Raw genomic sequence first — 22,285 nt, forward strand, 5'->3', positions numbered from 1 at the left:
GGGCGCATGCCCCGCCTGTGGCGGCGCACGGCGACCCATACCAGCGAGGCAAACGCCAGCTTGTCCCACACCTCGCCGACAAGGGTCAGCGGTGGAAGACGCAGCGCGTAGTCAATGATGGGGAAGAACATCAACAGCCTCGGCACCCACGTCGCCAGCCACAGTTCCAGAGCATCCAGGTGCACCGATGCTCGCCTTGGTGGTCTAATAGGAAACGTCATACGTGCATGGACTCCAGGCGAAAATTGGGCACCACCTGGCCCACTACTTTTCCCTGGTGATTGGTCAACATGGGCCGGTGAAATTCGGCGAGTTCCGAGACGGCCGAACTGGGCAGGGCCTGCATCTGAGCGAGCGCCTCAACCACTGTCGGGTAGGCGGCGCGGCTGTTGCCATCGTCAATCTTCAACGCCAGTCCCCATCCGAGTTCAGGCAGTGCGACGCAGTAGACCCCTTCCGCTCCCACCTTGGCCACGACAGACCCAGGCGCCGCTTCCATCAACCGGGTACAAAACCTATCCGTTCCGGCCACAAAGTGCGGGTGGTTCATCATCGCATCGCGAATCCGCGCCAACGCGGCCCGGCGCCCAGGCGACAGCCCGTCCGGTTGTCCCAATCGGGCATAGGCCAAGGCCAGGTTCCGCAACGGCAATCCGAAGACAGGCAGACCACAGCCGTCGGTACCGACGACTATCTCGTCCGCGGCCACCTCGGTCAGCTCAGAGACCGCTTGCAGCACTTTCTTTTGCACCGGATGATCTGGATCCAGATAGGTATCCAGGTCAGCCCCCAAGTGCTGAGCCAACAAGAGCATACCCGCATGTTTGCCGGAGCAGTTGTTATGTATCGGCAAGACATCCCCGCCGTCCCGCAGCACACCTTCATAAGCGGGAGCATAATAGGGAGGATGAACCCCGCAGCGCAGGCAGCTTTCCGGGATGCCAGCCCGGCGCAGCAAACCGCGCACCGTCTCCACGTGACTGTCCTCACCATTATGGGAGGCACAGCAGACGGCAATCTCCTGGTCACTCAGCCCGTAGGCCGCCGCAGCCCCTGTCTCTAGCAGAGGCACAAGTTGCAACGGCTTGGCGGCGGACCGCGCATAGGTCACACGCGTCGCGTGACCGTACGCGTACAAAAGCTCCCCGCGCACATCGACCACCGCGAGATCGCCGCGGTGCACCGATTCTATTAAGGGTCCGCGCCACACCTCCACCAGCACTTGGCTCATATCGTCGATTCACCTTTCCTAAGCTGCGCCCGGCGCAGTTTTCTCCGCTTGCGCGCTTCATAGCGTTCGGGAGCCGTCTCGTACAGCCATTTCTCTTCTTCCGTCTCCGGGATGACGGGCGGCACTGGAGTCGGCCGCCCGTCAGGCCCCAGCGCCACAAAGGTCAAGAAGGAAGTGGCCGTGAGTTTGATCTCGCCCGTTACCAGGTTCTCTGACTCCACCTTGACGTGAACCTCCATGGAGGTGCGGTGCGTCCACGTCACGAACGCCTCAATCAAAATCGCCTGCCCCACCCGGATGGGTTCGAGAAAATCGAGACTGTCGCTGGAGGCCGTAACCACCGGGCGGCGCGAATGGCGCATGGCCGCGACGCTGCCTACCTTGTCCACGTATGCCATCACCCGACCGCCGAACATCGTCCCCAGATTATTCGTGTCCGGCGGCAGAATCAAATCGGTTAGGGTGGTGCGCGATGCACCCACGGGTTTCGCTTCCATACCAACGCTCCTTCAAAAATCATCCGAACCGCACGACAAAGCGGCCCAATGTTCACTATGGAGCATCGTCCACGCACAGGAGGTCAACCACCGCTCGGACACAGGCAGCAGCCCGTGTGGTCAAAAAAGTCCCTGGCTGGACTCGCCAAGGCCGTTGATGTTGTTTCCATTTTACGTTGTCGAAGACACTCGGTTCAAGAATGGGAAGACGTATCCCGTGTCTGTCGCCGGGTCGCGCAAGTCAGCGTTGGGGTGGTAAGATGCGCTGAGGCTGGCGCTGCCAGAGGGACAACAATCCAGAGGGGCTGAACGCCCATTCTCCGTGGCCCGTGTCGCGGTAAATGCCAAAGTGCAAGTGGGCGGGAAACTTCCCGCTGGTGCCGGGCGGTCCATAGCCGCTGCTGCCCACATAGCCGATAACCTGACCGGGCTGAACGAGATCGCCCCGTTTCAATCCTTTGGCAAAGCTCGAGAGGTGGGCGTAGTAATAGTACATATTGTTGGCATCGCGGATGCCGACACGCCAGCCGCCAAAGCGATTCCATCCCATCAACTCGACGTATCCGTAGCTGCAGGCCAAGACGGGCGTTCCATAGCCCGCGAAAATGTCCACCCCTTCGTGCATGCGGCGGCCGCCGTAACTGCGCCCTGCGCCAAAACTGTATTCAACCGTGTAATTATACCGCTTGTCCAGTGGAAAACAATGACCGCGTGGGTTCAGGCCGAAGCGCTCAAACAACTTTTGGAATTCGAAAATCCGGTCCATGGCCACCGGATCCTGAAACAGATTCCACACAGACTCCTCCACGTCCTCTTCCCCACTTTGCTCGTCCAGCCAGCGGGCGAGAGCAAAAATGCGGTCCTTTGCTTCCCATTGCAGCGCCAGGCGATCCCCATTGGCATCGACCCCAATGCCGCGGAACAGCGCGATGGTGACCGGGTTTACGTCCGTGCTGTCCGGGTTGTCGATGCCAGCCCACGCGGAGGGGGCAAAGGCAAACCCGTACCATGGTGCCTCCTGCCGATCCGTCCGGCTCTTGGTGAGGTCAGCATACCTATCAATGGCTGCCAGCAGTGCCCACGGCATCTCGTACCACCTGGCCGCTTCCTCATAGAGGGAGCGCAGGGGCTGCTGACGAGGGATGGAGTGAGCAGCTGGGGCGCTCGCCACCGAAGCTGACTCCGCGGACCGCAAAGTCGCAGCGGAACACGGTCCAGCTGCCGTCCAGACAGCGAACAGGCACGCCGCACCCGCGTACAGCCGTCCCAGTCGCATCATCTTCCCACCTTCCGCATGCCCATTGCTCTGCTGCGCGTAACTGTCTGCCTATACCGTGCCCGTGTCGGCCCAAACTATGCGGCTGTGGTATGCTGGCTGCGTGCGGACATGCTTGGGAGGAGGGGCGCGCCGATGACATGGCAGAATGAGATTGACATTACGGTCCGGTCTACAGAAATCGATGTCAACGGCCACGTGAACAATGCCAAGTTCCTGGAATACTTGGAATGGGGAAGAGAAGATTGGTACGAGCAGCTGGGTTTGGACTATGCGACCCTGCGCGACCTCGGTGTCGTCACCGTGGTGGTGAATGTGAACGCAAATTACCGTCGGGAGGCCCGCCAGAACGACAACCTACGCGTTCGGACCAACCTGCTGCGCGTTGGCCGCACCAGTTTCGTGATGGCACAGGAGATTGTCAATCAACGCGGAGAACGCATTCTGGATGCCGAAATCACCTTGGTGACCATCGATCCGGTCGCGCGAAGCAAGGTTCCTGTTCCAGACCGCATCCGCCAGTACGCCCTGGAACGGTGACGACCGGGCTGCCGTTACGACAGCGCCCGTCGGAGCTCATCCGGGGTGTAACCGAGTTCCAATAATCGCTGCCGGAACTGCTCAGGCAAGGCAGCGGTCACTCGACGTCCATTCGGGAACTCAAGGGCGCCCGCGTGCAGCCATTGATGCGTGTCCTGTTTAGAGCGCGGAGCGCCATACTTCACATCCCCCACGAGCGGATGCCCGATGGACGCGAAGTGGGCTCGAATCTGGTGCGTCCGACCGCTCACCAACTCAATCCGCACCAGGCTGGTGCCGGCTCTCGCCGCCACCCGCGTGAACCGCGTTTCCGCCGGCTTCCCAGTCTCCGCGGTCGACGTGACGTTTTGCACCGGATTTCGCTCCACCCGGGCCCGAATCACGCCGTGGTCCTCGATCTCACCGACAACGATGGCAACGTACCATTTGCGCACGTGGTGATCCGCGATCTCCTCGGACAGCCGGCGTGCGGCCTCGGCCGTCTTGGCAAACGCCACCAGGCCGCTTGTGTTTCGATCCAATCGATGGACGGGTGCGGGAGCAAAGACCCGTGACGCAGAGCGGGTTGGTACCGTGTCAGACTCCCCCGATACGTGATACAAGTAGGCAGCCACCCGATTGACCAGCGTATCCTTGTGCTCCGCACCGGCTCCATGGACCAACAGCCCTGCCGGCTTGGCCACGACCAGGATGTCCTCATCCTCGTAGCGGACATCCACCCGCGCGTCAATCCCCGCGAACTTCCGTGCCGATTTCCGCACGCGGGCGAAGTCGACGTCGGCCATGTACAGGTGCAGGATATCTCCAGCTGCCAATACATCGTCGGCCTTGACTCTCCGTCCGCCGCGTTTTACGCGCCCGGTACGCAGCATCTTGTAGATGCCCGACAAAGGGACCCCGGGCAACAATTGGCGCAAGTAACGGTGCACTTTTTTGCCCGCGTCCTGTCGGTCGATGCGGAGTTCAATCATGTGATCTGCCTTCACCGCCCTGTATGTATAGAAGTGGCCGCATGAGAACGATGTGTCAACCCTCTGTCGACCGACAGCACGGTCTCACTGGTGGACAGCTGCTCATGGTACACAAGATGGGCCCTCAACGCAAGCAGCCACTACTCCCTGGTGATTGTCGTTCTTTTTTCTGTATTCTTATCATAACTCTATGGTACGTTGGGCGAAACGACTCTGGAAAGGCGGGTCTGGCGCGGTGCATCGCGGGCCCATAGAACCCAATCAACCACATCTTCGTAATTGCCTTCACGCTGGCGGTACGCTATCGACGAACAAACACATGCGGTCGCAACTTTCACTCGAGGGGAGTTTCGCGGCGCGAACCTGGCAGCAAGCGAATGATTACGGCGCGCTCTCGCCACATGGATGGGAATCGAAACCCTACTGGGATGCCGCCAGTGTGCTTGACGCTTGGGCGGAGAAGAACGTAAGATCCGGCGTAGATCCCAAGCACATTTCTGACCAGTCGAATTTGTGGACCAAGAAAGCTGAACAATACAGACATGCCATTCATAGCGTGGATACCCTGGCAGCGGAGTTGTCCAAATGAGTCCGTGCCCGCCCGCGTACTGGAGTTTGGCCCCCGGTCTCACTCACTGGATCCCACTCTTCCCTGCGGAACACCTTCGATTTTCCATGGAAAGTGATGAGCCTCTGGCTGAGAACGTGCCATGCGATGGATTCAAGGGAATGTCATGTCGTGACCACACATCGCCCGTCTGCTTCCTTCCGCAGACGGGCAGCCTGGATGGCGTGCCCGGAGAGATTCGAACTCCCGACCTCTTGATTCGTAGTCAAGCGCTCTGTCCGGCTGAGCTACGGGCACATGACCTTATCCCTCATTATGAATGAGAGCCCCGCCCTGATCAAGCCCTGGTCTCTCCGCTGAAGCTGCCAACTACCGACAACTGCTGGCACGGTTCACCGTTGCGGACCATACGATGGTGTAGGCCTCCGGTTGCGAACAAACGGGATACAGCCACTGATTTCGCACCGGGGGCCTTCCCACATCCATGGGGCCACGCTTCGTCTCACTCGTCAAGGAGCACAGAAAAATTTCCGTTCCGAAAGGCTTCCACTAGTTCCATGTCCTTGTCCGAGAGCTGAGCCTGCGCCAGCAAATCGGGACGTTTGCGCCACGTCCGATATAACGCCTGCCCGCGCCGCCACTGCTCAATACGGGCGTGATGACCCGACAACAGCACATCTGGCACCTTCAAGCCACGAAACTCCGCCGGCCGCGTATATTGCGGATACTCCAGCAGTCCAGTGACGAAGGATTCCTCTGCCGCCGACGCCTCGTTTCCCAAAACCCCCGGCAAGAGCCGAACCGTGGCGTCAACCATGGCCATGGCGGCGATTTCCCCGCCAGTCATCACGAAGTCCCCCAACGAAACTTCATCCGTTGCCAGGTGCTCCGCGACGCGTTCATCAAATCCTTCATAGTGGCCGCAAATGAAGATCAGCCGCCCATCGGTCTCCGATAACTCTTGCGCCAGCCGCTGCGTGAACGGACGGCCGGTCGGCGTCATCAGCAACACGCGTTCCGTTGGAACCGCCCCACCCCGTTTGCGCACGTGATCGACCGCGTCGAAGATCGGCTGCGGTTTCAGCACCATGCCCACGCCACCGCCGAACGGGTAATCATCGACCGTGCGATGGCGATCCGTTGCAAAATCCCGGAAGTTCACAAGCTCAATGCTCACTCGCCCGCGCTCCACGGCCCTCTTTAAGATACTTTCAGACAGCACGCCGTGAAACATGTCCGGAAACAGAGTCAGAATATAAATCTGTAGCATCCCATCACTCCTGCTCACCCCGACGAGCCGCGGCGCCGTCTGATTCCTCCTCCAGCAGGCCAGGGAGCAAATGGACCACCATCCTGCCGGATGCGAGATCGACCTCGCGAACGCAGTCACGAATGGCGGGCAACAGCACATCCTGTCGCTGCAGAGGCCCTCGCACCACGTATACGTCGTTGGCCCCGGGCGTCAGGACATCCACCAATTCGCCCACGTAGGCACCATCGTCGCTGTAGACCTGCAATCCAATCAACTGGTCGATATAGTAGCTTTCCTCCGGCAGAGGCATGCGCTCCGATACGGGGACGCATAGCTCCATCCCTTTCCAAGCCTCGACATCCCCTATGGATGCGACACCTTCAAACAGCACCAACCAAAACTGCTTATGGGGCCGGGCGGACCGAACCACCAGTTGTTTAATCGGTGTCTGGCCACCGGGTCGCAGCCACAACGAAACTCCTTGCGCGAACCGCTGCTCCGGGAAATCGGTCCGCGGCAAAACCCGAAGCTCTCCCCTCAATCCGTGCGTGTTGGCAATCACACCCACCGTCAAGTACTCCAGCTCCATCCGCTCGCACCTTCCGTTCACCAATCGCCGGCGCACCGGAACAAAACCAACGCACAAAAGGGGCGCAACGCGCCCCCCGATATGGTCATGCCCTGCCGTCAGTCGCTCAATGATGCGCCCCGCTGACGAATCTCTTGAACAATCCCGTCTTTCACAATGATCTCCGCGCCGCGCAGGATTTCCGACCAATCATCGCCCACATGAACATCGACAGTGGTCTCCACCGTCATGTTCTGGACCTCGGTCCCCAGGGGCATCTGCTGCACCTGCTGAATCTGCTGGATCAGCTCTTCGCGCTGCTGCACCCGCTTGTTGCGCTCCTCCTCCACCTGCTCGCGAACCCGCTGCGCGACTTCGCCCCCCTGGGCCATAGCCTGTTCGATGGCTTGCCGTCCCTGCTGCTCAATCTGATCCAACTCCATGGTCAACTGCTCAATTTGGCGCCGATACTCAGCTATGATCTGTTGCTTCGTCGTCTCCGTCATGACGATCTTCACAGCGACAGGTTGACGAATGGTCAGCAAAGGAATATCCTCCTCGCCTGGACCCGAATCACGGTCAGGAATCGATGTCAACCAGCACTCGTTTTCCCTGCAGATACGCGGACGCGCCGACGACGTTGCGAATGGCCGTGGCTATCCGCCCCCGCCGTCCAATGACCCTGCCAACGTCGCTGGCTGCCACGGAAACCCGCAACACAATCACTTCGCCACGCTGCTCTTCAGCGACAACCACCTGATCCGGAAATTCAACCAGGGATTTCACCAGGTATTCGACGAGTTCTCTCATGCATGCCTCCCGCCGCCCCGTTGGCCGTTCCATGAAGATGGTTCCGCGGGCGCTCCCACAATTATCCTGAAGCCGTGTCCGTCTGTCCGTTATTTTTGCAGCTTCAATTCATGAAACTTCTTCATGACTCCTGCTTGGCTCAACAGATATCGCACCCGGTCGGACGGCTGCGCCCCATTGCCCAACCACTTGAGCGCCTTCTCCTCATCAATCTTGACCTCAGCAGGATGGGTCAAGGGATTGTAGTATCCAATCTCCTCGATGAATCGGCCATCCCGCGGAGAACGAGAGTCTGCCACGACCACGCGATAGAACGGAGCTTTCTTCGCGCCCATACGCTTCAAACGGATCTTCACTGCCATGTCATAATCCCTCCTGAGTACAGTTCACGCGATTCAAAATAACGCATCACTTTCTCTTTTTCTTGGACCTGTGCCGCCGAGGCGGCCTGGGTTCCAGCGATGGAGCATCCCGCCCCGACTCTGGAGCCAATTCGGACAGGGCCGACATATCCGGCAATCCGCCCCCGCCCAGCGACCTCATCGCGCGCAACGCCTGCCTGCGGCCAAATTTGCCTCCGCCGGCGAAACGCTTCATCATCTGCTGCATCTGGTCGAACTGGTTGAGCACCTGATTGACTTCCCGCACGGTGACGCCGCTGCCGTTGGCCACGCGACGGCGCCGGCTGGCGTTCATAATCGCCGGATTCATGCGCTCCTCCTTCGTCATCGAAGAAATAATCGCTTCTATCCGGCGAAAACGGCTGTCATCCAGGTTGACATTTTCGAGCCCCTTCAACCGATTGGCGCCCGGCAGCATTTTCAACACTTGGTCGAGCGGGCCGAGTTTGCGAACCTGCTGAAGCTGCTCGCGAAAATCGTCGAGGGTGAACTGCGCTTTGCGCAGCTTCTCCTCCATCTCCCTGGCCTTGTCCAAATCGACCGTCTGCTCGGCCTTTTCAATCAAGGTGAGCACATCGCCCATGCCGAGGATGCGTGAGGCCAGACGGTCAGGGTGGAAAGATTCAAGCGGCTCAATCTTCTCGCCCACGCCCACAAATTTGATGGGACAACCGGTGACAGCCCGCACCGCCAAAGCCGCGCCGCCGCGTGTATCGCTGTCCAACTTGGTCAGCACGACCCCGGTCAGGGACAGTTCCTTGTGGAATGTTTCGGCCACCCGCACCGCGTCCTGACCCGTCATGGCATCCAAAACCAGCAGGATTTCATTCGGCTGCAAGCGTTCCTTCATGCGCGTCAGTTCCGTCATCAGGGCTTCGTCGATGTGCAGCCGTCCAGCCGTATCCACAATGACGACGTCCGCTCCCTGACGGCGGGCCTCGTCCACACCGCGTTCAGCAATGTCCACCGGATCGACATCGGTGCCCAGATCGAATACGGGCACGTCGATTTGCGCCCCCAGCACCTGCAGCTGCTTGACAGCTGCCGGGCGATACACGTCGGCGGCCACCAACAAGGGCCGGTGCTGATGTCGGCGAAAAGACAAGGCGAGTTTGGCCGCGGCGGTGGTCTTGCCCGCCCCCTGCAGCCCCACCAGCATGACCACGGTCGGCGGACGGGAGGCCATGTTCAGACGAGCCTGCTCGCCGCCCATCAACTGCGTCAGCTCGTCGTGGACGATTTTGACCACCTGTTGGCCAGGCGTCAAGCTCTTTTGCACTTCCTGCCCGACCGCTCGTTCCCGCACACGGTCCACGAACTGACGGACAACCTGAACATTGACGTCGGCAGCCAGCAGGGCAAGTCGCACCTCGCGCATGGCCGCCTGGACATCCTGTTCCGTGAGCTTGCCTTTGCCCTTCAACCGGCCAAGCGCCTTTTGCAAACTGTTGGATAATCCGTCGAGCAATCTGACCCCCCCTCGTCTCCACCCGGTGGGAAACTACTCCGGGCTTGTTCGTGAGACCGCCTGCGTCAACGCGTCCAAGGCAGACTGCCAGCGCGCCGTCACAGCGTCCGGGAGGAGTGGGTACGCTGTCTGACCGACCGCCGCCGCGTTCTCCACCAGCACCTGCAGCCGCTGCAGCCACGCACAAAATCCGACTTGCGCTTCATAATGCTCCAACTGCTCTTCGGCCCGGTGCAGGTTGTCGTGAACCGCCTGCCGGCTCACACTCAGGTGTTCCGCGATTTCCGCCAGGGACCAGTCGTCAAAATACGTCAGCTCAAACACCTGCCGCTGCCGTGGTGTCAAGAGCTTGCCGTACAGATCATACAAAGCGGCCATCCGCGTGACCTTGTCGATCATACACGGAACCCCCACCCATGTCAAGCTGTTCACCTTTACAGCCATCCATACCCGTTCGTCCGCCTACGGGCGGGCAATGGCCGACACGAATGCCTCCGCAGAAAACGGTTCAAAATCGTCGGCCCCTTCCCCCAGACCCACCCACTTCACCGGCACGCCGTGTTCCCGGACGATGGGCAGGACGACCCCGCCCTTCGCCGTGCCATCCAGCTTGGTCAGGACGATTCCCGTTACGTGGGCCGCCTCCCGGAACGCTTGGGTCTGGTTGAGCGCGTTCTGCCCTGTGGTGGCGTCCACGACCAACAGCACCTCGTGCGGGCTACCCGGAAGCTCGCGGGCCGCGACCTTGGCGATCTTCGACAGTTCCGCCATCAGGTGCCCCTTGTTGTGCAGGCGGCCGGCGGTGTCGCAGAGAATGACATCCGCCGCACGTGCACGCCCCGCCACAATCGCATCGTACACGACGGCGGCCGGATCGGCCCCTTGAGCGTGACGCACGACGTCACAGCCGACCCGTTCCCCCCACACCAGCAGTTGCTCAATCGCAGCCGCGCGGAACGTGTCCCCCGCAGCCAGAATCACCTTTTGCCCCTCCCGCCGCAGGCGGTGCGCCAGTTTCCCGATAGAGGTGGTCTTGCCCACTCCGTTGACGCCCACGAACAGATAGAGGGTCGGGCCTTCAACCGCCCGCCGCATGGACGTGTCAGCCCCCGCCAACGCTTCCAGCATGGCCTCCTCCAGCAGACGGGGTAGCTCCTGTGCGTCGCTCACCCGCTGCCGGCGCGCCAGATCCCGCACTCGGTCCACAAGCCAAAGAGACGTGTCCACCCCCACGTCCGCCGCTATCAGCAATTCCTCCATCTCGTCGTACAAGCTGTCGTCTAGCCTGCGCCCCGACAGCAGCTCGCCGATCCGCCCGAACACCGCCTCTCGGCTCTTGCCCAGTCCCCGGCGAAATTTATCGAACAGTCCCACGACATCACCCCGCAGTTTCCATATCTCCGTCCCCTTCCAGGCGGACGCTGATCAGACTGGATACCCCCGACTCCTGCATGGTCACCCCGTACAGTACGTCCGCCTCCTCCATCGTGCCGCGCCGGTGCGTGATCACGATGAACTGGGTATCATCGGCAAAGCGGCGAAGTTCCCTGGCGAAGCGGCTGACGTTCGCCTCGTCTAACGCCGCTTCCACTTCGTCCAGCACACAGAAAGGCACCGGGCGCACGCGCAGGATGGCGAACAACAGCGCCATCGCCGTCAGCGCCCGCTCTCCGCCCGACATGAGGTTTAGGTTCTGCAGCTTCTTGCCCGGCGGCTGCGCCATCACCTCGATACCGCTGTGCAGCACGTCTTCGCTGTCGGTCAGCTCCAGGTCTGCCCGCCCGCCGCCGAACAACTGTCGAAAGGCCATCTGAAATTCCTGTCGGATCTGCTCAAACGTGTTGGCAAACCGCTCCGCCATCTCGCGGTCGATGTCCTCGATGAGGTCCACCAATTGCCCCCGCGCCGACTCCAAGTCCTCCCGCTCCTGGGTGAGGAATTGAAGCCGCTGGGACAATCGCTCCCACTCCTCAATCGCGCCCAGCCGCACGTCCCCCAAGGCGCGTATGCGCCGCTCTTGTTCGTCCGCTTGCCGTCGCAGTTCATCCACCGGCTGCAACAACGGATACTGCGCCTCCGCCCACTCATACGTCATGTGGTGCGTCTCACCCAACCGGGCCAGCGCGTGTTGGAGTTCGGCGTCGGCCCGCTCGGCGGCCAGTTCCGCCCGCCGCAGTTGCTCATCGACCGCCCCCAGACCCTGTTGCGCCGAGCGCAACCGCTGTTCGGCCAGACCCACCTCTTGCTCGGCCGCCAGTTGCGCCTGGCGAAGCGATTGCAGGTCCGACTCCACCTCGGCCAAGGCGCCGCGCACGTCGGCCAAGCGCTCGCGCACTACAGCCTCCTCCTGGCGCGTGCGCTGTATCGAATCCTGCAGCCGCTTCATCTCGCTCGTCAATTCCCGCGCCCGCTCGTGTCCGCGCTCGATACGTTGGTTCAACTCCTCCACACGTTGCGCCAGGGATCGTTGCTCCTGACTCAACGCCGCAGTCTCAACCCGCAGACCCGTCACCCGCTCCTGAGCTGCGGCCATCTCGAGCGTGCGCTGCTCCAATTCCTGACGGCGAGACAAGAGAGTTTTCTCCACCTGCTCCACCTGCGCCTCGGCGTCTGCCAGTTCCGCCTGCGCCGCGGCCTCGCGTTCGCGTAGGTTCGTCTCGCTCTCCAACACCTGTTCCGCTTCCCAACGCGCGGCTTCCCGACGATCCTCAGCGCTTTGTCGCCGCGCCTGCCACTCCCGCAGGTCCGCCTCCAAGGCGGCCGACTCCGCCCGCAGGCGGGTCATCTCCTCACCCGCCTGCCGCTGCCGCTCCTGGGCGGCCACCGCCTGTTTTCGCAGCGCCTGCTGCCGCTCCCGCAGCGCCTCCACCTGCTTCAGACTGGCCGCCAGCTCCGCCTCCACACTCTCGCGCTCGCGCGTCCGGCCGAGCAGCCCCGGTCCGCGGCGGGCATGACTGCCTCCCGACATCAGTCCGCCGGGGCTGACCACGTCCCCTTCCAGCGTGACCAGCCGAACCCGGTAGGCCAAGGCGCGTGCCATCTCATTGGCCGCCTGCAGGGTTTCGGCTATCACCACGTTCCCCAACAGGTGTTCGACCACGCGCCGATAGGGAGCCGCACACTCGACCAGGTCGCTGGCGATACCCAGCCAACCGCTGTGGCCCGCGACCTGTTGACAATCCCGCTCGCTCAGACGCCGCCCCCGAATCACGTCCAGGGGCATGAAAGTCGCGCGCCCGGCCTGCCTCCTCTTCAACCAAGCAATCGCCTCCCGCGCGCTCGCCTCGTCATCCACGACGATGTTCTGCAAACCGCTGCCCAGCGCCGTCTCAACAGCCAGTTCCAGCCGCTTGTCGACCCGGATTAAACCCGCCACGGCGCCATGGACGCCCCCGAGCCGCCCCTTGTCGGCAGCCTGGAGCACTGTGCGCACGCCGGCAGCGTACCCGTCATAGCCCGTTTCCAAGTCCCGCAGCAGTTCCAAACGGGATTTCAGCGAGGAAACCTTGGACTCCACTTGATGCAGGTCCTGCACCACGGCGACCTCTTGTTCAGCAGCCCGCTTCGCCTCTTGGTTGGCCGCGGCCAGCAGCTGTTTCCCCTCTTCCAGGCGCTGGGCTCTGTCCGCCCGGTCCGCCTCAATCTTCGCCAACTGTGCGTCGATCTTGGCAATCTCATCCTCCCAGCGCGCCCGTTCAGCTACCAGTCGCTCCCGCCTGCGCGCTTCCCCGGTCTTGGCCTCCTGTGCCGCCCGCACCTCGTTGCGCAGCGTCGCCGCTCGGTTGTGCGCCTCAAGCAAGCGACTGCTCAGGTCCTCAATTTCCGCTTCCAACTGGGCCCGCCGGTCGGGATCCACCGCTTCGGCCGCGGCCTCCAGTTCCGCGCTCTTGGCTTCCAACTGGGCGGTCAGGAGCGCCAGCCGGTCCGCCTGTTCTTCCCTTGCCGCCGCCAGTTCCGCCGTTTCCGCCTGTTGCTGGGCTAGTTGCTGTCTCCGATCCTCCACGGTCTGCAGCAGGTTCTGGACGCGCTCGGCCATCAACTCGGCGCGCCCCTCCAGGCGTTGGCGTTCCTCCACGGCCTGCACTTCCTGCCGCTGCCGTTCTCCCGCCGCTGCCGCCACCGCGTCAAACTGCTGCCGGGCCGACTGCAGTGTGGCCTCCTCGCGCTGTACCTGGGCCAACGCCTGCCGCCGCTGCTCCGAAAGCTCCTGCACCGTCTGCGAACTGGCCTGCCAGCGCCGCTGCAGCTCTTGAATCTCCGCCACCAAAAGGGTGATTTCCAGTCGCTTCAGCTCTTCCGCCAACACGTTGTACTGATGCGCCTTCTCTGCCTCGGCTTCGAGGGGGCCCGCCTGCGCGCGCAATTCAGCCAGGATGTCGTCGATCCGCACGAGATTGGCGGCGGTTTCCTCCAGCCGGCGTTCCGCCTCTTTGCGCCGGTATTTGAACTTGACGATGCCTGCCGCGTCCTCGAACGGACCCCGCCGGTCCTCCGGGCGCGTCGAAAGCATCTCCTCAATCCGCCCCTGCCCGATGATGGAATACGACTCGCGGCCCAACCCTGTATCCATGAACAACTCGGTGATGTCGCGCAACCGGCAGGGCTTGCGGTTGATCAGGTACTCGCTCTCGCCCGTGCGATAGACCCGACGCGTCACCGTCACCTCGTCAAAGACCACCGGGAGACGGTTGTCGCTGTTGTCCAAAGTTAGAGACACCTCGCAGAAATTGACCGGCCGGCGCGAATCGCTGCCCGCGAAAATCACATCTTCCATCTTTGCCCCGCGCAGGCTGCGAGCGCTCTGCTCGCCGAGCACCCAGCGTATGGCGTCCGAAATGTTGCTCTTGCCGCTACCGTTGGGACCGACCACGGCGGTGATGCCCGCCGAGAAATCGACCACGGTCCTGTTGGCGAACGATTTGAAGCCTAGGATTTCAAGGCGTTTCAGGAACACCTTCAGGCCCCCCCGCGGCCCCCTCCTGCAACATGTGGAGAGCAGCCTGCGCCGCTTTTTGTTCCGCTTCCTTTTTCGACCTGCCGACACCGCTGCCCATCACACGCCCGCCGATGACAACCTCCACGCTGAACTGCTTCGCGTGCGCCGGGCCGCGTTCATCGACCACCCGATAGGCCAACTGGGTCCCCACGTGCTGCTGCACCCACTCCTGCAGCGCAGTCTTATAATCCGGGGCGATTCCTTGACCAATATACGGAAACACGTACTTCTCCACAAACGCCTTCACCGCATCCAATCCTTGGTCCAAATAAAGAGCCCCAATGAACGCTTCGAATACGTCGGCGAGCAAGGCTGGACGTTCACGCCCCCCTGAGCGCTCCTCGCCTTTGCCGAGCCGCACAAACTGCTCAAAGTGCACTCGCCTGGCAAAACTGACCAGCGAGGGCTCGCACACGATGGCCGCTCGCAACCGCGTCATTTCTCCCTCTGACACGTTGGGCATGGTGCGATACAGATACTCGCTCACGACCAGCTCCAGTACCGCGTCGCCAAGGAATTCCAAACGTTCATTGTCTTGCAGTGAAGACCGGCGGTGTTCATTTCGATAGGATGCATGGGTAAAAGCCTGCTTCAGAAGAGGTTCCGACTGAAAATGAATCTGCAATCGCTCTTGTAATTCAACCCACTTATTGGACACATCGGGCACTCCCATTCCTCGCCTGGCAGTCTCATATGCATGGTGGAAGCCGCTCGACGCACGCCCGCCACGGCGGACGCGGCGTGCGCGAGCGGAGATTCAGGAATAGCGTTTCAGGATGATGGCCGCATTGTGGCCGCCGAATCCAAAGGAATTCGACATCGCCACTTCCGGTTGCGCCTTGCGCGCCTGGTTTGGAACATAATCGAGGTCACATTCGGGATCGGGGGTTTCGTAATTGATCGTCGGAGGTAAAGTCCCCTCCACCAGTGTCTTCACGGTGGCGATGGCTTCCACACCGCCGGCAGCCCCCAGCATATGACCAATCATCGATTTATTCGAGCTGATGGCCAGGCGATACGCGTGCTCACCAAACAGTTCCTTAATGGCCAGCGTCTCCGATTTGTCGTTCAACTCCGTGGAAGTTCCATGCGCATTGATGTAGTCCACGTCCTCGGGACGGAGGTTTGCATCCTCCAGGGCCTGTCGCATGGCGCGGTACGCGCCCGATCCGTCCGGAGGCGTCGCCGTGATGTGGTACGCATCCCCGGACATGCCGTAGCCAATGATTTCGGCGTAAATCCGGGCGCCGCGCGCCAGCGCATGGTCGAGTGACTCCAGCACCATCACGCCCGCGCCTTCCGACATCACGAAGCCGTCGCGGTCCTTGTCGAACGGACGGCTCGCCCGCGTGGGCTCGTCATTGCGCGTGGAAAGAGCCTTCATGTTGGCAAATCCGGCAATCGCCAGGTCAACGATGGCCGCCTCGGAACCGCCGGCGAGCATCGCGTCTGCGGCGCCCCGCTCGATAATCTTGAAGGCGTCTCCGATGGCATTGGTGCTCGTCGCACACGCCGACACCGAAGCGCTGTTGGGACCGCGCGCCCCGGTGAGGATGGAAACATGACCGGAAGCCATGTTGGCTATCATCATCGGGATCATGAACGGGCTGACGCGCCGTGGCCCACGTTCCCGCAGCACAATGTGGTTCTCAAGCAGGGTGTGAATCCCGCCAATACCGGAACCAATATACACACCGACACGGTCTGCATTGTCTTCACGAATATCCAATCCCGAATCCTCCACGGCCTGCGTTGCCGCCGCAATGGCGAATTGCGCAAAGCGGTCGATGCGCCGCGCTTCCTTCGGATCCAGGTATTTTTCGACTTCAAACTCCTTGACCTGCCCTGCAATTTGTACGGGCAAACTGGAGACGTCGAACGATTCAATTCGGGAAATCCCGGACCGTCCGGCGACAAGATTGTCCCAAAAGGTCGATACGTCGTTCCCGAGTGGCGTGACGACTCCAAGCCCGGTGATAACGACTCGTCGCTTCACGTTGTCACCCCGCCTAGATGGACAGAAAGCCCCGGCAAACGCACGGGACTTCAAGCATGGCTGTTGCCTCTACGTTCATCCGGTTTTCCAAATCATTGGTGCTGTTCGATGTATGTAACGACATCCCCCACCGTGCTGATCTTTTCCGCCTCTTCGTCGGAAATCTCCAGGTCGAACTCGTCTTCCAGCTCCATGATGAGCTCGACAACATCGAGCGAATCGGCCTGCAAATCGTCCTTGAACGTCGCATCCAATGTCACCTTGTCTTCATCCACACCAAGGCGGTCGACAATGATGCTCTTCACGCGCGTAAACGTGTCGGCCATCCTTTCACCTCCTGCTCTCTGTGGCACCCTTGTCCAGCTTGGGACCATGGGCCGCCAGCGCGGGCGCGCAACCATCCTGCGTCGCGTCCTCTGCGCAAAGTATACTACATGGAATCAGAGTATACTACATCGCCATACCGCCGTCGACCGCAATCACTTGACCTGTGATGTAAGCGGCTGCGTCGGAAGCCAGAAAAGCCACGGCCGCCGCCACATCCTCGGGACGCCCGATGCGGCCGAGCGGAATTTGTTGGAGCATGTGCTCCTTCGCCTGACCGGGCAGCGCGGTGGTCATATCGGTTTCCACCAGCCCCGGCGCCACCGCGTTGACGGTAATGCCGCGCCCCGCCAACTCGCGGGCCGCGCTTTTCGTCAAGCCGATGAGCCCCGCCTTGGCAGACGCGTAGTTGGCCTGGCCCGCGTTGCCCACCATCCCCACCACCGAAGTCACGTTGATGATACGCCCGCATCGCTGCTTCATCATCGGGCGTGTGACCGCGCGCAGCATGTGAAAGGCGCCGGTCAGGTTGGTGTTGAGCACCGCCTGCCAATCGTCATCCTTCATGCGCATCAATAGCGTGTCGCGGGTGATGCCCGCATTGTTGACCAGCACATCGACGCGGCCGAACGCGGCCAGGGCACACTCCACCAGGCGGTCGGCGTCCTCGCGCCGGCTGACGTCTCCCTGCTCCACGATAGCCTGTCCGCCAGCTTCCTGCACGAGGCGTGCCGTTTCCCGCGCGTCGGCTTCGCGCCCGGCAAAGTTCACGACCACCTGGCCGCCGCTTTGTGCCAGCGCCACCGCGATGGCGCGGCCGATGCCGCGCGAGGCGCCCGTCACAATCGACACAACTCCCATCATTCACACTCCTTCACCGCTGAGAGGCTCGCGCGAAGCGACGCCTCATCTTCCACGTGCTGCGTGACCGCGGTTCGCTGCACCTTGCGGATGAGCCCCGAGAGGACCGTACCCGGGCCGAACTCGATAAAGCCTTGCACCCCTATGTCCAACATGCGTCGCACATCCGCCTCAAACCGGACCGGAGAACACAGTTGCCGCTCCAGAGCGTGGCGCAGATCCTCCTGCTTGGTCACGGGCTGGGCGTCCACGTTGGTCACCACCGGCACCTGGGCATCCTGAATCGCCGTCTTGGCCAGTTCCGTGGACAGTTTGGACGCGGCGGGCCGCATCAGGCTGCAGTGGAAGGGCCCGCTCACCTCCAGCGGCAACACCCGCCGCGCGCCCCGTTCCTTGGCCAGACGTCCGGCGGCGTCCACCCCGGCCCTCGTGCCTGAAATCACAATTTGACCGGGGCAGTTGAGGTTGGCCAACTCTACCACCTCTCCAGAGCTGGACACCTCCCGGCAGACGGAGTCCAATTCAGACTCCGAAAGTCCCAGGACCGCCGCCATGGCGCCGTGACCCGCGGGAACCGCCTCGTCCATCCAGCGCCCGCGCAGATGCACCAAACGCACCGCATCGGCAAAGGAGAGCGCACCGGCAGCCACCAGAGCCGTATACTCGCCCAGGCTGTGTCCGGCCACCGCTGCCGGCCGCAAGGGACACTCTGCGGCAAACACCCGATAAGCCGCCACTCCCATGGTCAACAACGCGGGCTGCGTGTAATAGGTCAGCCGCAACTGCTCCGCCGGCCCTTCGCGGCACAGATTCGTCAACGAAAACTCCAGCGCCTCATCCGCTTCCCGAAACGTTTCTGCGGCAATGGGGTACCGGTCCATCAGTTCCTGGCCCATCCCGACATACTGAGCGCCCTGGCCCGGGAAGACAAAAGCCCACTCCACAAACACTCCTCCTCCATTGGATACCTTCGGCAAACGCCGTTACAGCCGCAATGCAGCCGCTCCCCACGTCAGACCGGCGCCAAACCCCACCAGCACCACCAAATCCCCCGCCTGAGCTCTGCCCTCCCGAAGGGCCTCATCCAGGGCGACCGGAATCGAGGCGGCCGACGTGTTGCCGTATTTATGGATGGTCGTCACGACCTTGTCCGCCGGAATGCCAAACCTATCCCGCGCCGCTTCAATGATGCGGATATTGGCCTGGTGCGGCACCAGCAGGTCAATGTCGTCACGAGTCAACCCCGCCTCGGCGAGCACCTGCTCCGTCGACGCCGCCATCGCCTTGACGGCGAACTTGAACGTCTCTCGCCCCTCCATCTTCAGGTAGTGCATACGCCCCTCAATGGATTCGGCCGTGGCCGGCATTTTCGATCCGCCCGCCGGCAGATACAGGTGCTTGCCGCCGCCGCCGTCGCTGCCGAGGTTGAATGACAAAAACCCGCGCTCGCCGTCGACCGGCCCCACCACCGCCGCGCCCGCTCCGTCGCCAAACAGCACGCACGTGGTGCGGTCCTGATAATCCACAACGCGGGACAGGAGATCGGCGCCAATCACAAGCACGCGGCGAAAGCGCCCCGATTCCACCATCGTCGCGGCCGTGGCGACCCCGTACAAAAATCCGGTGCAGGCAGCCGATAGGTCCATCGCTCCGGCATGAGTGGCCCCGATGCGGTCTTGCACCAAGCAGGCGGTTGCCGGGAACATCATATCCGGTGTCACCGTGGCACAAATGATGAAATCCAGCTCCGATGCCGCCATCCCGGCATCCGCCAAGGCGCGCTCCGCCGCCAGCGTGGCGTAGTCAGAGGTCGTCGTCCCTTCGGGGGCAATCCTGCGCTCCTTGATGCCCGTCCGCGAGGTGATCCATTCATCGTCTGTTTCTACCATTTTCTCCAGATCTGCGTTAGTCAGAATCTGATCCGGCAGCGCGGACCCCGTACCCAGAATGCCTGCCCGTATCGTCACCCCATCATCCTCCTCAAGCATGGTGCAGGTCCTGCTTTTGCAGGGACGAAATCAGCTTTGTGTTGACCTCCTGTCGGCAAAACCGAATCGCCTGCACGAGCGCCGTGTACCATGCGCGCTGATTGCTGCTGCCGTGCGCCTTGATGCAGCCTCCGGCCACCCCCAAAAAGGGCGCTCCGCCGTACTCGGCATAGTCAAATTCCGCCGCAAACGCGCGCAGCTTTGGGGCCAGTAGGGCGGCGCCCAACCTGGCCATCAGTCCGGATTGTGCCACCTCCGTCTTGAGCGCTTGGAACAATCCCAGGCCGATACCCTCCGTCAGTTTCAGGACCACGTTGCCGACAAACCCGTCGCAAACGACCACGTCGCAGGCGCCCTCCAGCAAGTTGCGCGCCTCCACGTTGCCGATAAAATTCAGCCCGCATGCCTCCAGTTGCTCGTACGCGGCTTTGGTCAGGTTGTTGCCCTTGAGCGCCTCGGTGCCCACGTTGAGCAGGCCGATTCGCGGCTTGGCTACACCAAGGACATGCTGCGAGTAAGCCGCCCCCATATGGGCGTACTGCACGAGGTTAAAGGGTGACGCGTCCATCGTGGCCCCCGCGTCCAGAAGCAGCACACCGTGGCCTTGGAAAGTCGGTAATACCGGCGCCAGCGCCGGTCTCTCGATGCCCGCCAAACGTCCGATGGTCAAGAGCCCAGCAGCCACCAGGGCCCCCGTGTTGCCCGCCGAGACCATCGCGTCGGCCTCCCCTTCACGCACCATCCGCGCCGCCATGACGAGCGACGAATCTGGCTTGCGACGCACGGCCCGCACCGGCTCCTCATCCGGCTGAATCACGGACTGGCTGGGAACCATCTGGACATTGGCCGGCAGCGTGAGATTCTTCGCCTGGGTCACAACCGCTTCGCTGCCGACGAGACAAAACTCCACGTCTGGATGGGAGCGGGCCAACTCGCCCACCGCGGCAAGCGGCGCCGTGGCTCCCAAATCGCCACCCATGACATCTACCGCTAGTTTCAATCCTGTCCCTCCCACGTCCTGGCAGACGCCCTGGCGACCCAAATCCAGCCGTCCAGAACGGTCTCTCCATCCACTTCAGTGTGTGCCCGACACTTCAGGACCCCGGCGTGACGAGCCGTCACGTCCACGCGCGCCCGCAGCGTCTCGCCAAGCCGGACAGGACGGTAGAACCGGAGCTCCGTCTTGGCGGTCACCGCCGAGTCCTCATCCATCACAGCCATCGCCAGGGAATTGACCTGGGCGAACAACACGTGGCCGCGCACAATGCCGTTGCGGGCAAACACATGCAACGACGTGATGGGGAGTTCAGATATCCCCAGGCGGTTGAGTTCCAGCCGCACAATCCTGCCGACCACATCGTGCGCGTCCAGTGCGCGCACCTCGTCCTGCCGGTCCGCAGCTACGCGCCGAATCCGTTCTCGCACTTCTGGAATGTTGAGCGCCTGACGGTCCAAGCGGATGGTCGCCACACTGACGCCAAATGTCTCGGCCAACTTCTCGTCGGTGGCAAACGGGTTTTCTGTCAGCATCCGAACCAAGGCTAATCTCCGTTCCGATTTGCGCAGCGCCCATCCCTCACTTCCGCAGGCAGAAGGTTGCCGCCGAGACCATTATCACCTACTCATAATAGGTAGTTCTAAAATACCTGATTTGCCGTCGGATGGCAAGATGCCGAAACGCAGCAAGGAGCCGACACCACGGCCGGCTCCTTGCTGCGTGCCCACGGGCTGCTCCTCAATTCGTGGACGCCACTTGACGCCCTTTATAAGAACCGCAATTCTTACAGACACGATGCGACAGTTTGTATTCGCCGCACTCAGGACAACGAACCATGCCAGGGAGTTCCAGTTTAAAGTGAGTCCTGCGCATGCGTTTCCTCGTCTTCGAGATTCTATGTTGAGGTACCGCCATCTTTCTACACCTCCCTTGCAGGCTGTCCATACCACACGTGCTGTCGGCAACGTTGCGCCGAGAATCCGCCACGCATGATATTACTCCGAATCGTCCTTGGAAAGCAAGTCTTGCAGCACGGCCAGGCGAGGATCTACGCGCCTGGTGTCGCACGAGCATTGCCGCTCGTTCAGGTTGCAGCCGCACTCGACGCACAAGCCGCGGCAATCCCCGCGGCACAACGGCCGGTACTCGAGGGCCAGGTTGAGCGCCTGCTCCACATACGGATCGAGCAAAACGGTAGGTGAATCCACCGTTAAGATGTCCTCATCCGCCGCTGCCTCGGTCCCCAAGACACGCAGGCGTTCCGTAAACTCCGTCTGCAAGGGCGCCGTAAAAGACTCCAAGCAGCGCGAGCAGACGTACTCCACTTCCGTCGCCAGCGCCGCCCGCAAACGGTACACGCTCTTTGTAAAATCCACGTCGACCCGCACAACCACCGGTTGTATCCGCGCGACCTGCGGGTTCTCCTGGGCAATCCGGGGAAGCTCGACCACACCTTCCACATGCATCGGACGACGCTTCGCTTGTTCCAGTTCCAATTGCACGGCTGTTCACCTCGTTGTCAGGTGCGACCAAGCTGACCC

General features: G+C 61.8%; 24 protein-coding genes, 1 tRNA gene and 1 pseudogene. 1 reads left to right on the forward strand and 25 read right to left on the reverse strand.

Annotation, left to right across the window (positions count from 1 at the left end):
• From ASH01S_RS00665 to ASH01S_RS00680, 4 genes and pseudogenes are all read right to left on the reverse strand, one after another.
• Positions 1-221: pseudogene (locus ASH01S_RS00665) on the reverse strand (hypothetical protein); the annotation flags it as partial.
• Positions 218-1,231: an asparaginase gene (locus ASH01S_RS00670; RefSeq protein ID WP_067921930.1), complete on the reverse strand. Its 1,014-nt coding sequence runs from the start codon at positions 1,229-1,231 to the stop codon at positions 218-220. The gene ASH01S_RS00670 and the pseudogene ASH01S_RS00665, both read right to left, overlap by 4 nt.
• On the reverse strand, positions 1,228-1,728 hold the full coding sequence (locus ASH01S_RS00675) for an acyl-CoA thioesterase (RefSeq protein ID WP_067921932.1): 501 nt from the start codon (positions 1,726-1,728) through the stop codon (positions 1,228-1,230). Before ASH01S_RS00675 ends, ASH01S_RS00670 begins: the two co-directional genes overlap by 4 nt.
• Before the next feature lie 241 nt (positions 1,729-1,969).
• The gene (locus tag ASH01S_RS00680) at positions 1,970-3,004 is read right to left on the reverse strand and encodes a M23 family metallopeptidase (protein WP_083516696.1); all 1,035 of its coding nucleotides are present in this window, start codon (positions 3,002-3,004) and stop codon (positions 1,970-1,972) included.
• Positions 3,005-3,139: 135 nt separating this feature from the next.
• On the opposite strand from ASH01S_RS00680, the gene ASH01S_RS00685 reads away from it, so the two are divergent.
• Complete coding sequence (locus ASH01S_RS00685) at positions 3,140-3,544, forward strand: acyl-CoA thioesterase (protein WP_067921937.1); 405 nt, start codon at positions 3,140-3,142, stop codon at positions 3,542-3,544.
• A gap of 14 nt (positions 3,545-3,558) precedes the next feature.
• Here ASH01S_RS00685 and ASH01S_RS00690 read toward each other — a convergent pair whose 3' ends face one another.
• The 21 genes from ASH01S_RS00690 to ASH01S_RS00785 all read right to left on the reverse strand — a co-directional run bounded on the left by ASH01S_RS00690 (position 3,559) and on the right by ASH01S_RS00785 (position 22,246).
• Positions 3,559-4,515 (reverse strand): RluA family pseudouridine synthase, encoded by a 957-nt coding sequence (locus tag ASH01S_RS00690; protein ID WP_067921940.1) that lies wholly within the window; start codon positions 4,513-4,515, stop codon positions 3,559-3,561.
• 788 nt (positions 4,516-5,303) lie between these two features.
• Positions 5,304-5,380 (reverse strand) — tRNA-Arg (locus ASH01S_RS00695).
• Positions 5,381-5,585: 205 nt separating this feature from the next.
• Entirely contained in the window at positions 5,586-6,353 is a 768-nt protein-coding gene (trmD, locus tag ASH01S_RS00700; RefSeq protein WP_067921943.1) for a tRNA (guanosine(37)-N1)-methyltransferase TrmD, read from the reverse strand.
• A gap of 4 nt (positions 6,354-6,357) precedes the next feature.
• Positions 6,358-6,924 (reverse strand): ribosome maturation factor RimM, encoded by a 567-nt coding sequence (rimM, locus tag ASH01S_RS00705; protein WP_067921947.1) that lies wholly within the window; start codon positions 6,922-6,924, stop codon positions 6,358-6,360.
• Between the two features lie 98 nt (positions 6,925-7,022).
• Positions 7,023-7,448, reverse strand: a complete 426-nt coding sequence (locus ASH01S_RS00710) for a YlqD family protein (protein WP_245628875.1) — start codon at positions 7,446-7,448, stop codon at positions 7,023-7,025.
• A gap of 34 nt (positions 7,449-7,482) precedes the next feature.
• Positions 7,483-7,713, reverse strand: a complete 231-nt coding sequence (locus ASH01S_RS00715) for a KH domain-containing protein (RefSeq protein ID WP_067921949.1) — start codon at positions 7,711-7,713, stop codon at positions 7,483-7,485.
• An 89-nt stretch (positions 7,714-7,802) separates the two neighbouring features.
• Positions 7,803-8,075: a 30S ribosomal protein S16 gene (rpsP, locus tag ASH01S_RS00720; RefSeq protein ID WP_067921951.1), complete on the reverse strand. Its 273-nt coding sequence runs from the start codon at positions 8,073-8,075 to the stop codon at positions 7,803-7,805.
• A gap of 46 nt (positions 8,076-8,121) precedes the next feature.
• On the reverse strand, positions 8,122-9,582 hold the full coding sequence (gene ffh, locus ASH01S_RS00725) for a signal recognition particle protein (RefSeq protein WP_067921955.1): 1,461 nt from the start codon (positions 9,580-9,582) through the stop codon (positions 8,122-8,124).
• A gap of 33 nt (positions 9,583-9,615) precedes the next feature.
• A complete protein-coding gene (ylxM, locus tag ASH01S_RS00730; RefSeq protein ID WP_083516697.1) occupies positions 9,616-9,981 on the reverse strand; it encodes a YlxM family DNA-binding protein in 366 nt (121 codons plus the stop codon).
• Positions 9,982-10,044: 63 nt separating this feature from the next.
• The gene (gene ftsY / locus ASH01S_RS00735) at positions 10,045-10,956 is read right to left on the reverse strand and encodes a signal recognition particle-docking protein FtsY (RefSeq protein WP_067921958.1); all 912 of its coding nucleotides are present in this window, start codon (positions 10,954-10,956) and stop codon (positions 10,045-10,047) included.
• 4 nt (positions 10,957-10,960) lie between these two features.
• Positions 10,961-14,536, reverse strand: coding sequence for a chromosome segregation protein SMC (gene smc, locus ASH01S_RS00740; protein WP_067921961.1), 3,576 nt, complete (start codon positions 14,534-14,536; stop codon positions 10,961-10,963).
• Positions 14,517-15,236, reverse strand: coding sequence for a ribonuclease III (gene rnc / locus ASH01S_RS00745; protein ID WP_067921965.1), 720 nt, complete (start codon positions 15,234-15,236; stop codon positions 14,517-14,519). Before rnc ends, smc begins: the two co-directional genes overlap by 20 nt.
• Positions 15,237-15,335: 99 nt before the next feature.
• A complete protein-coding gene (gene fabF, locus ASH01S_RS00750) occupies positions 15,336-16,574 on the reverse strand; it encodes a beta-ketoacyl-ACP synthase II (protein ID WP_067921968.1) in 1,239 nt (412 codons plus the stop codon).
• Between the two features lie 92 nt (positions 16,575-16,666).
• Complete coding sequence (acpP, locus tag ASH01S_RS00755) at positions 16,667-16,900, reverse strand: acyl carrier protein (protein WP_067921971.1); 234 nt, start codon at positions 16,898-16,900, stop codon at positions 16,667-16,669.
• 124 nt (positions 16,901-17,024) lie between these two features.
• Entirely contained in the window at positions 17,025-17,762 is a 738-nt protein-coding gene (fabG, locus tag ASH01S_RS00760) for a 3-oxoacyl-[acyl-carrier-protein] reductase (RefSeq protein ID WP_067921974.1), read from the reverse strand.
• On the reverse strand, positions 17,759-18,703 hold the full coding sequence (gene fabD / locus ASH01S_RS00765) for an ACP S-malonyltransferase (RefSeq protein ID WP_157066921.1): 945 nt from the start codon (positions 18,701-18,703) through the stop codon (positions 17,759-17,761). The genes fabG and fabD overlap by 4 nt, the downstream gene beginning before the upstream one ends.
• Positions 18,704-18,742: 39 nt before the next feature.
• Positions 18,743-19,726, reverse strand: a complete 984-nt coding sequence (locus ASH01S_RS00770) for a beta-ketoacyl-ACP synthase III (protein ID WP_281178169.1) — start codon at positions 19,724-19,726, stop codon at positions 18,743-18,745.
• 13 nt (positions 19,727-19,739) lie between these two features.
• Positions 19,740-20,747: a phosphate acyltransferase PlsX gene (gene plsX, locus ASH01S_RS00775; RefSeq protein ID WP_067921979.1), complete on the reverse strand. Its 1,008-nt coding sequence runs from the start codon at positions 20,745-20,747 to the stop codon at positions 19,740-19,742.
• Positions 20,744-21,313: a transcription factor FapR gene (gene fapR / locus ASH01S_RS00780; protein WP_273366387.1), complete on the reverse strand. Its 570-nt coding sequence runs from the start codon at positions 21,311-21,313 to the stop codon at positions 20,744-20,746. Before fapR ends, plsX begins: the two co-directional genes overlap by 4 nt.
• 169 nt (positions 21,314-21,482) lie before the next feature.
• Positions 21,483-21,659: a 50S ribosomal protein L32 gene (gene rpmF / locus ASH01S_RS17760; protein WP_083516700.1), complete on the reverse strand. Its 177-nt coding sequence runs from the start codon at positions 21,657-21,659 to the stop codon at positions 21,483-21,485.
• An 80-nt stretch (positions 21,660-21,739) separates the two neighbouring features.
• On the reverse strand, positions 21,740-22,246 hold the full coding sequence (locus ASH01S_RS00785) for a YceD family protein (RefSeq protein WP_067921981.1): 507 nt from the start codon (positions 22,244-22,246) through the stop codon (positions 21,740-21,742).
• Positions 22,247-22,285 lie beyond the last annotated feature (39 nt).

It is taken from the genome of Alicyclobacillus shizuokensis NBRC 103103 (assembly GCF_001552255.1).
In the GTDB taxonomy this organism is placed as follows: domain Bacteria; phylum Bacillota; class Bacilli; order Alicyclobacillales; family Alicyclobacillaceae; genus Alicyclobacillus_G; species Alicyclobacillus_G shizuokensis.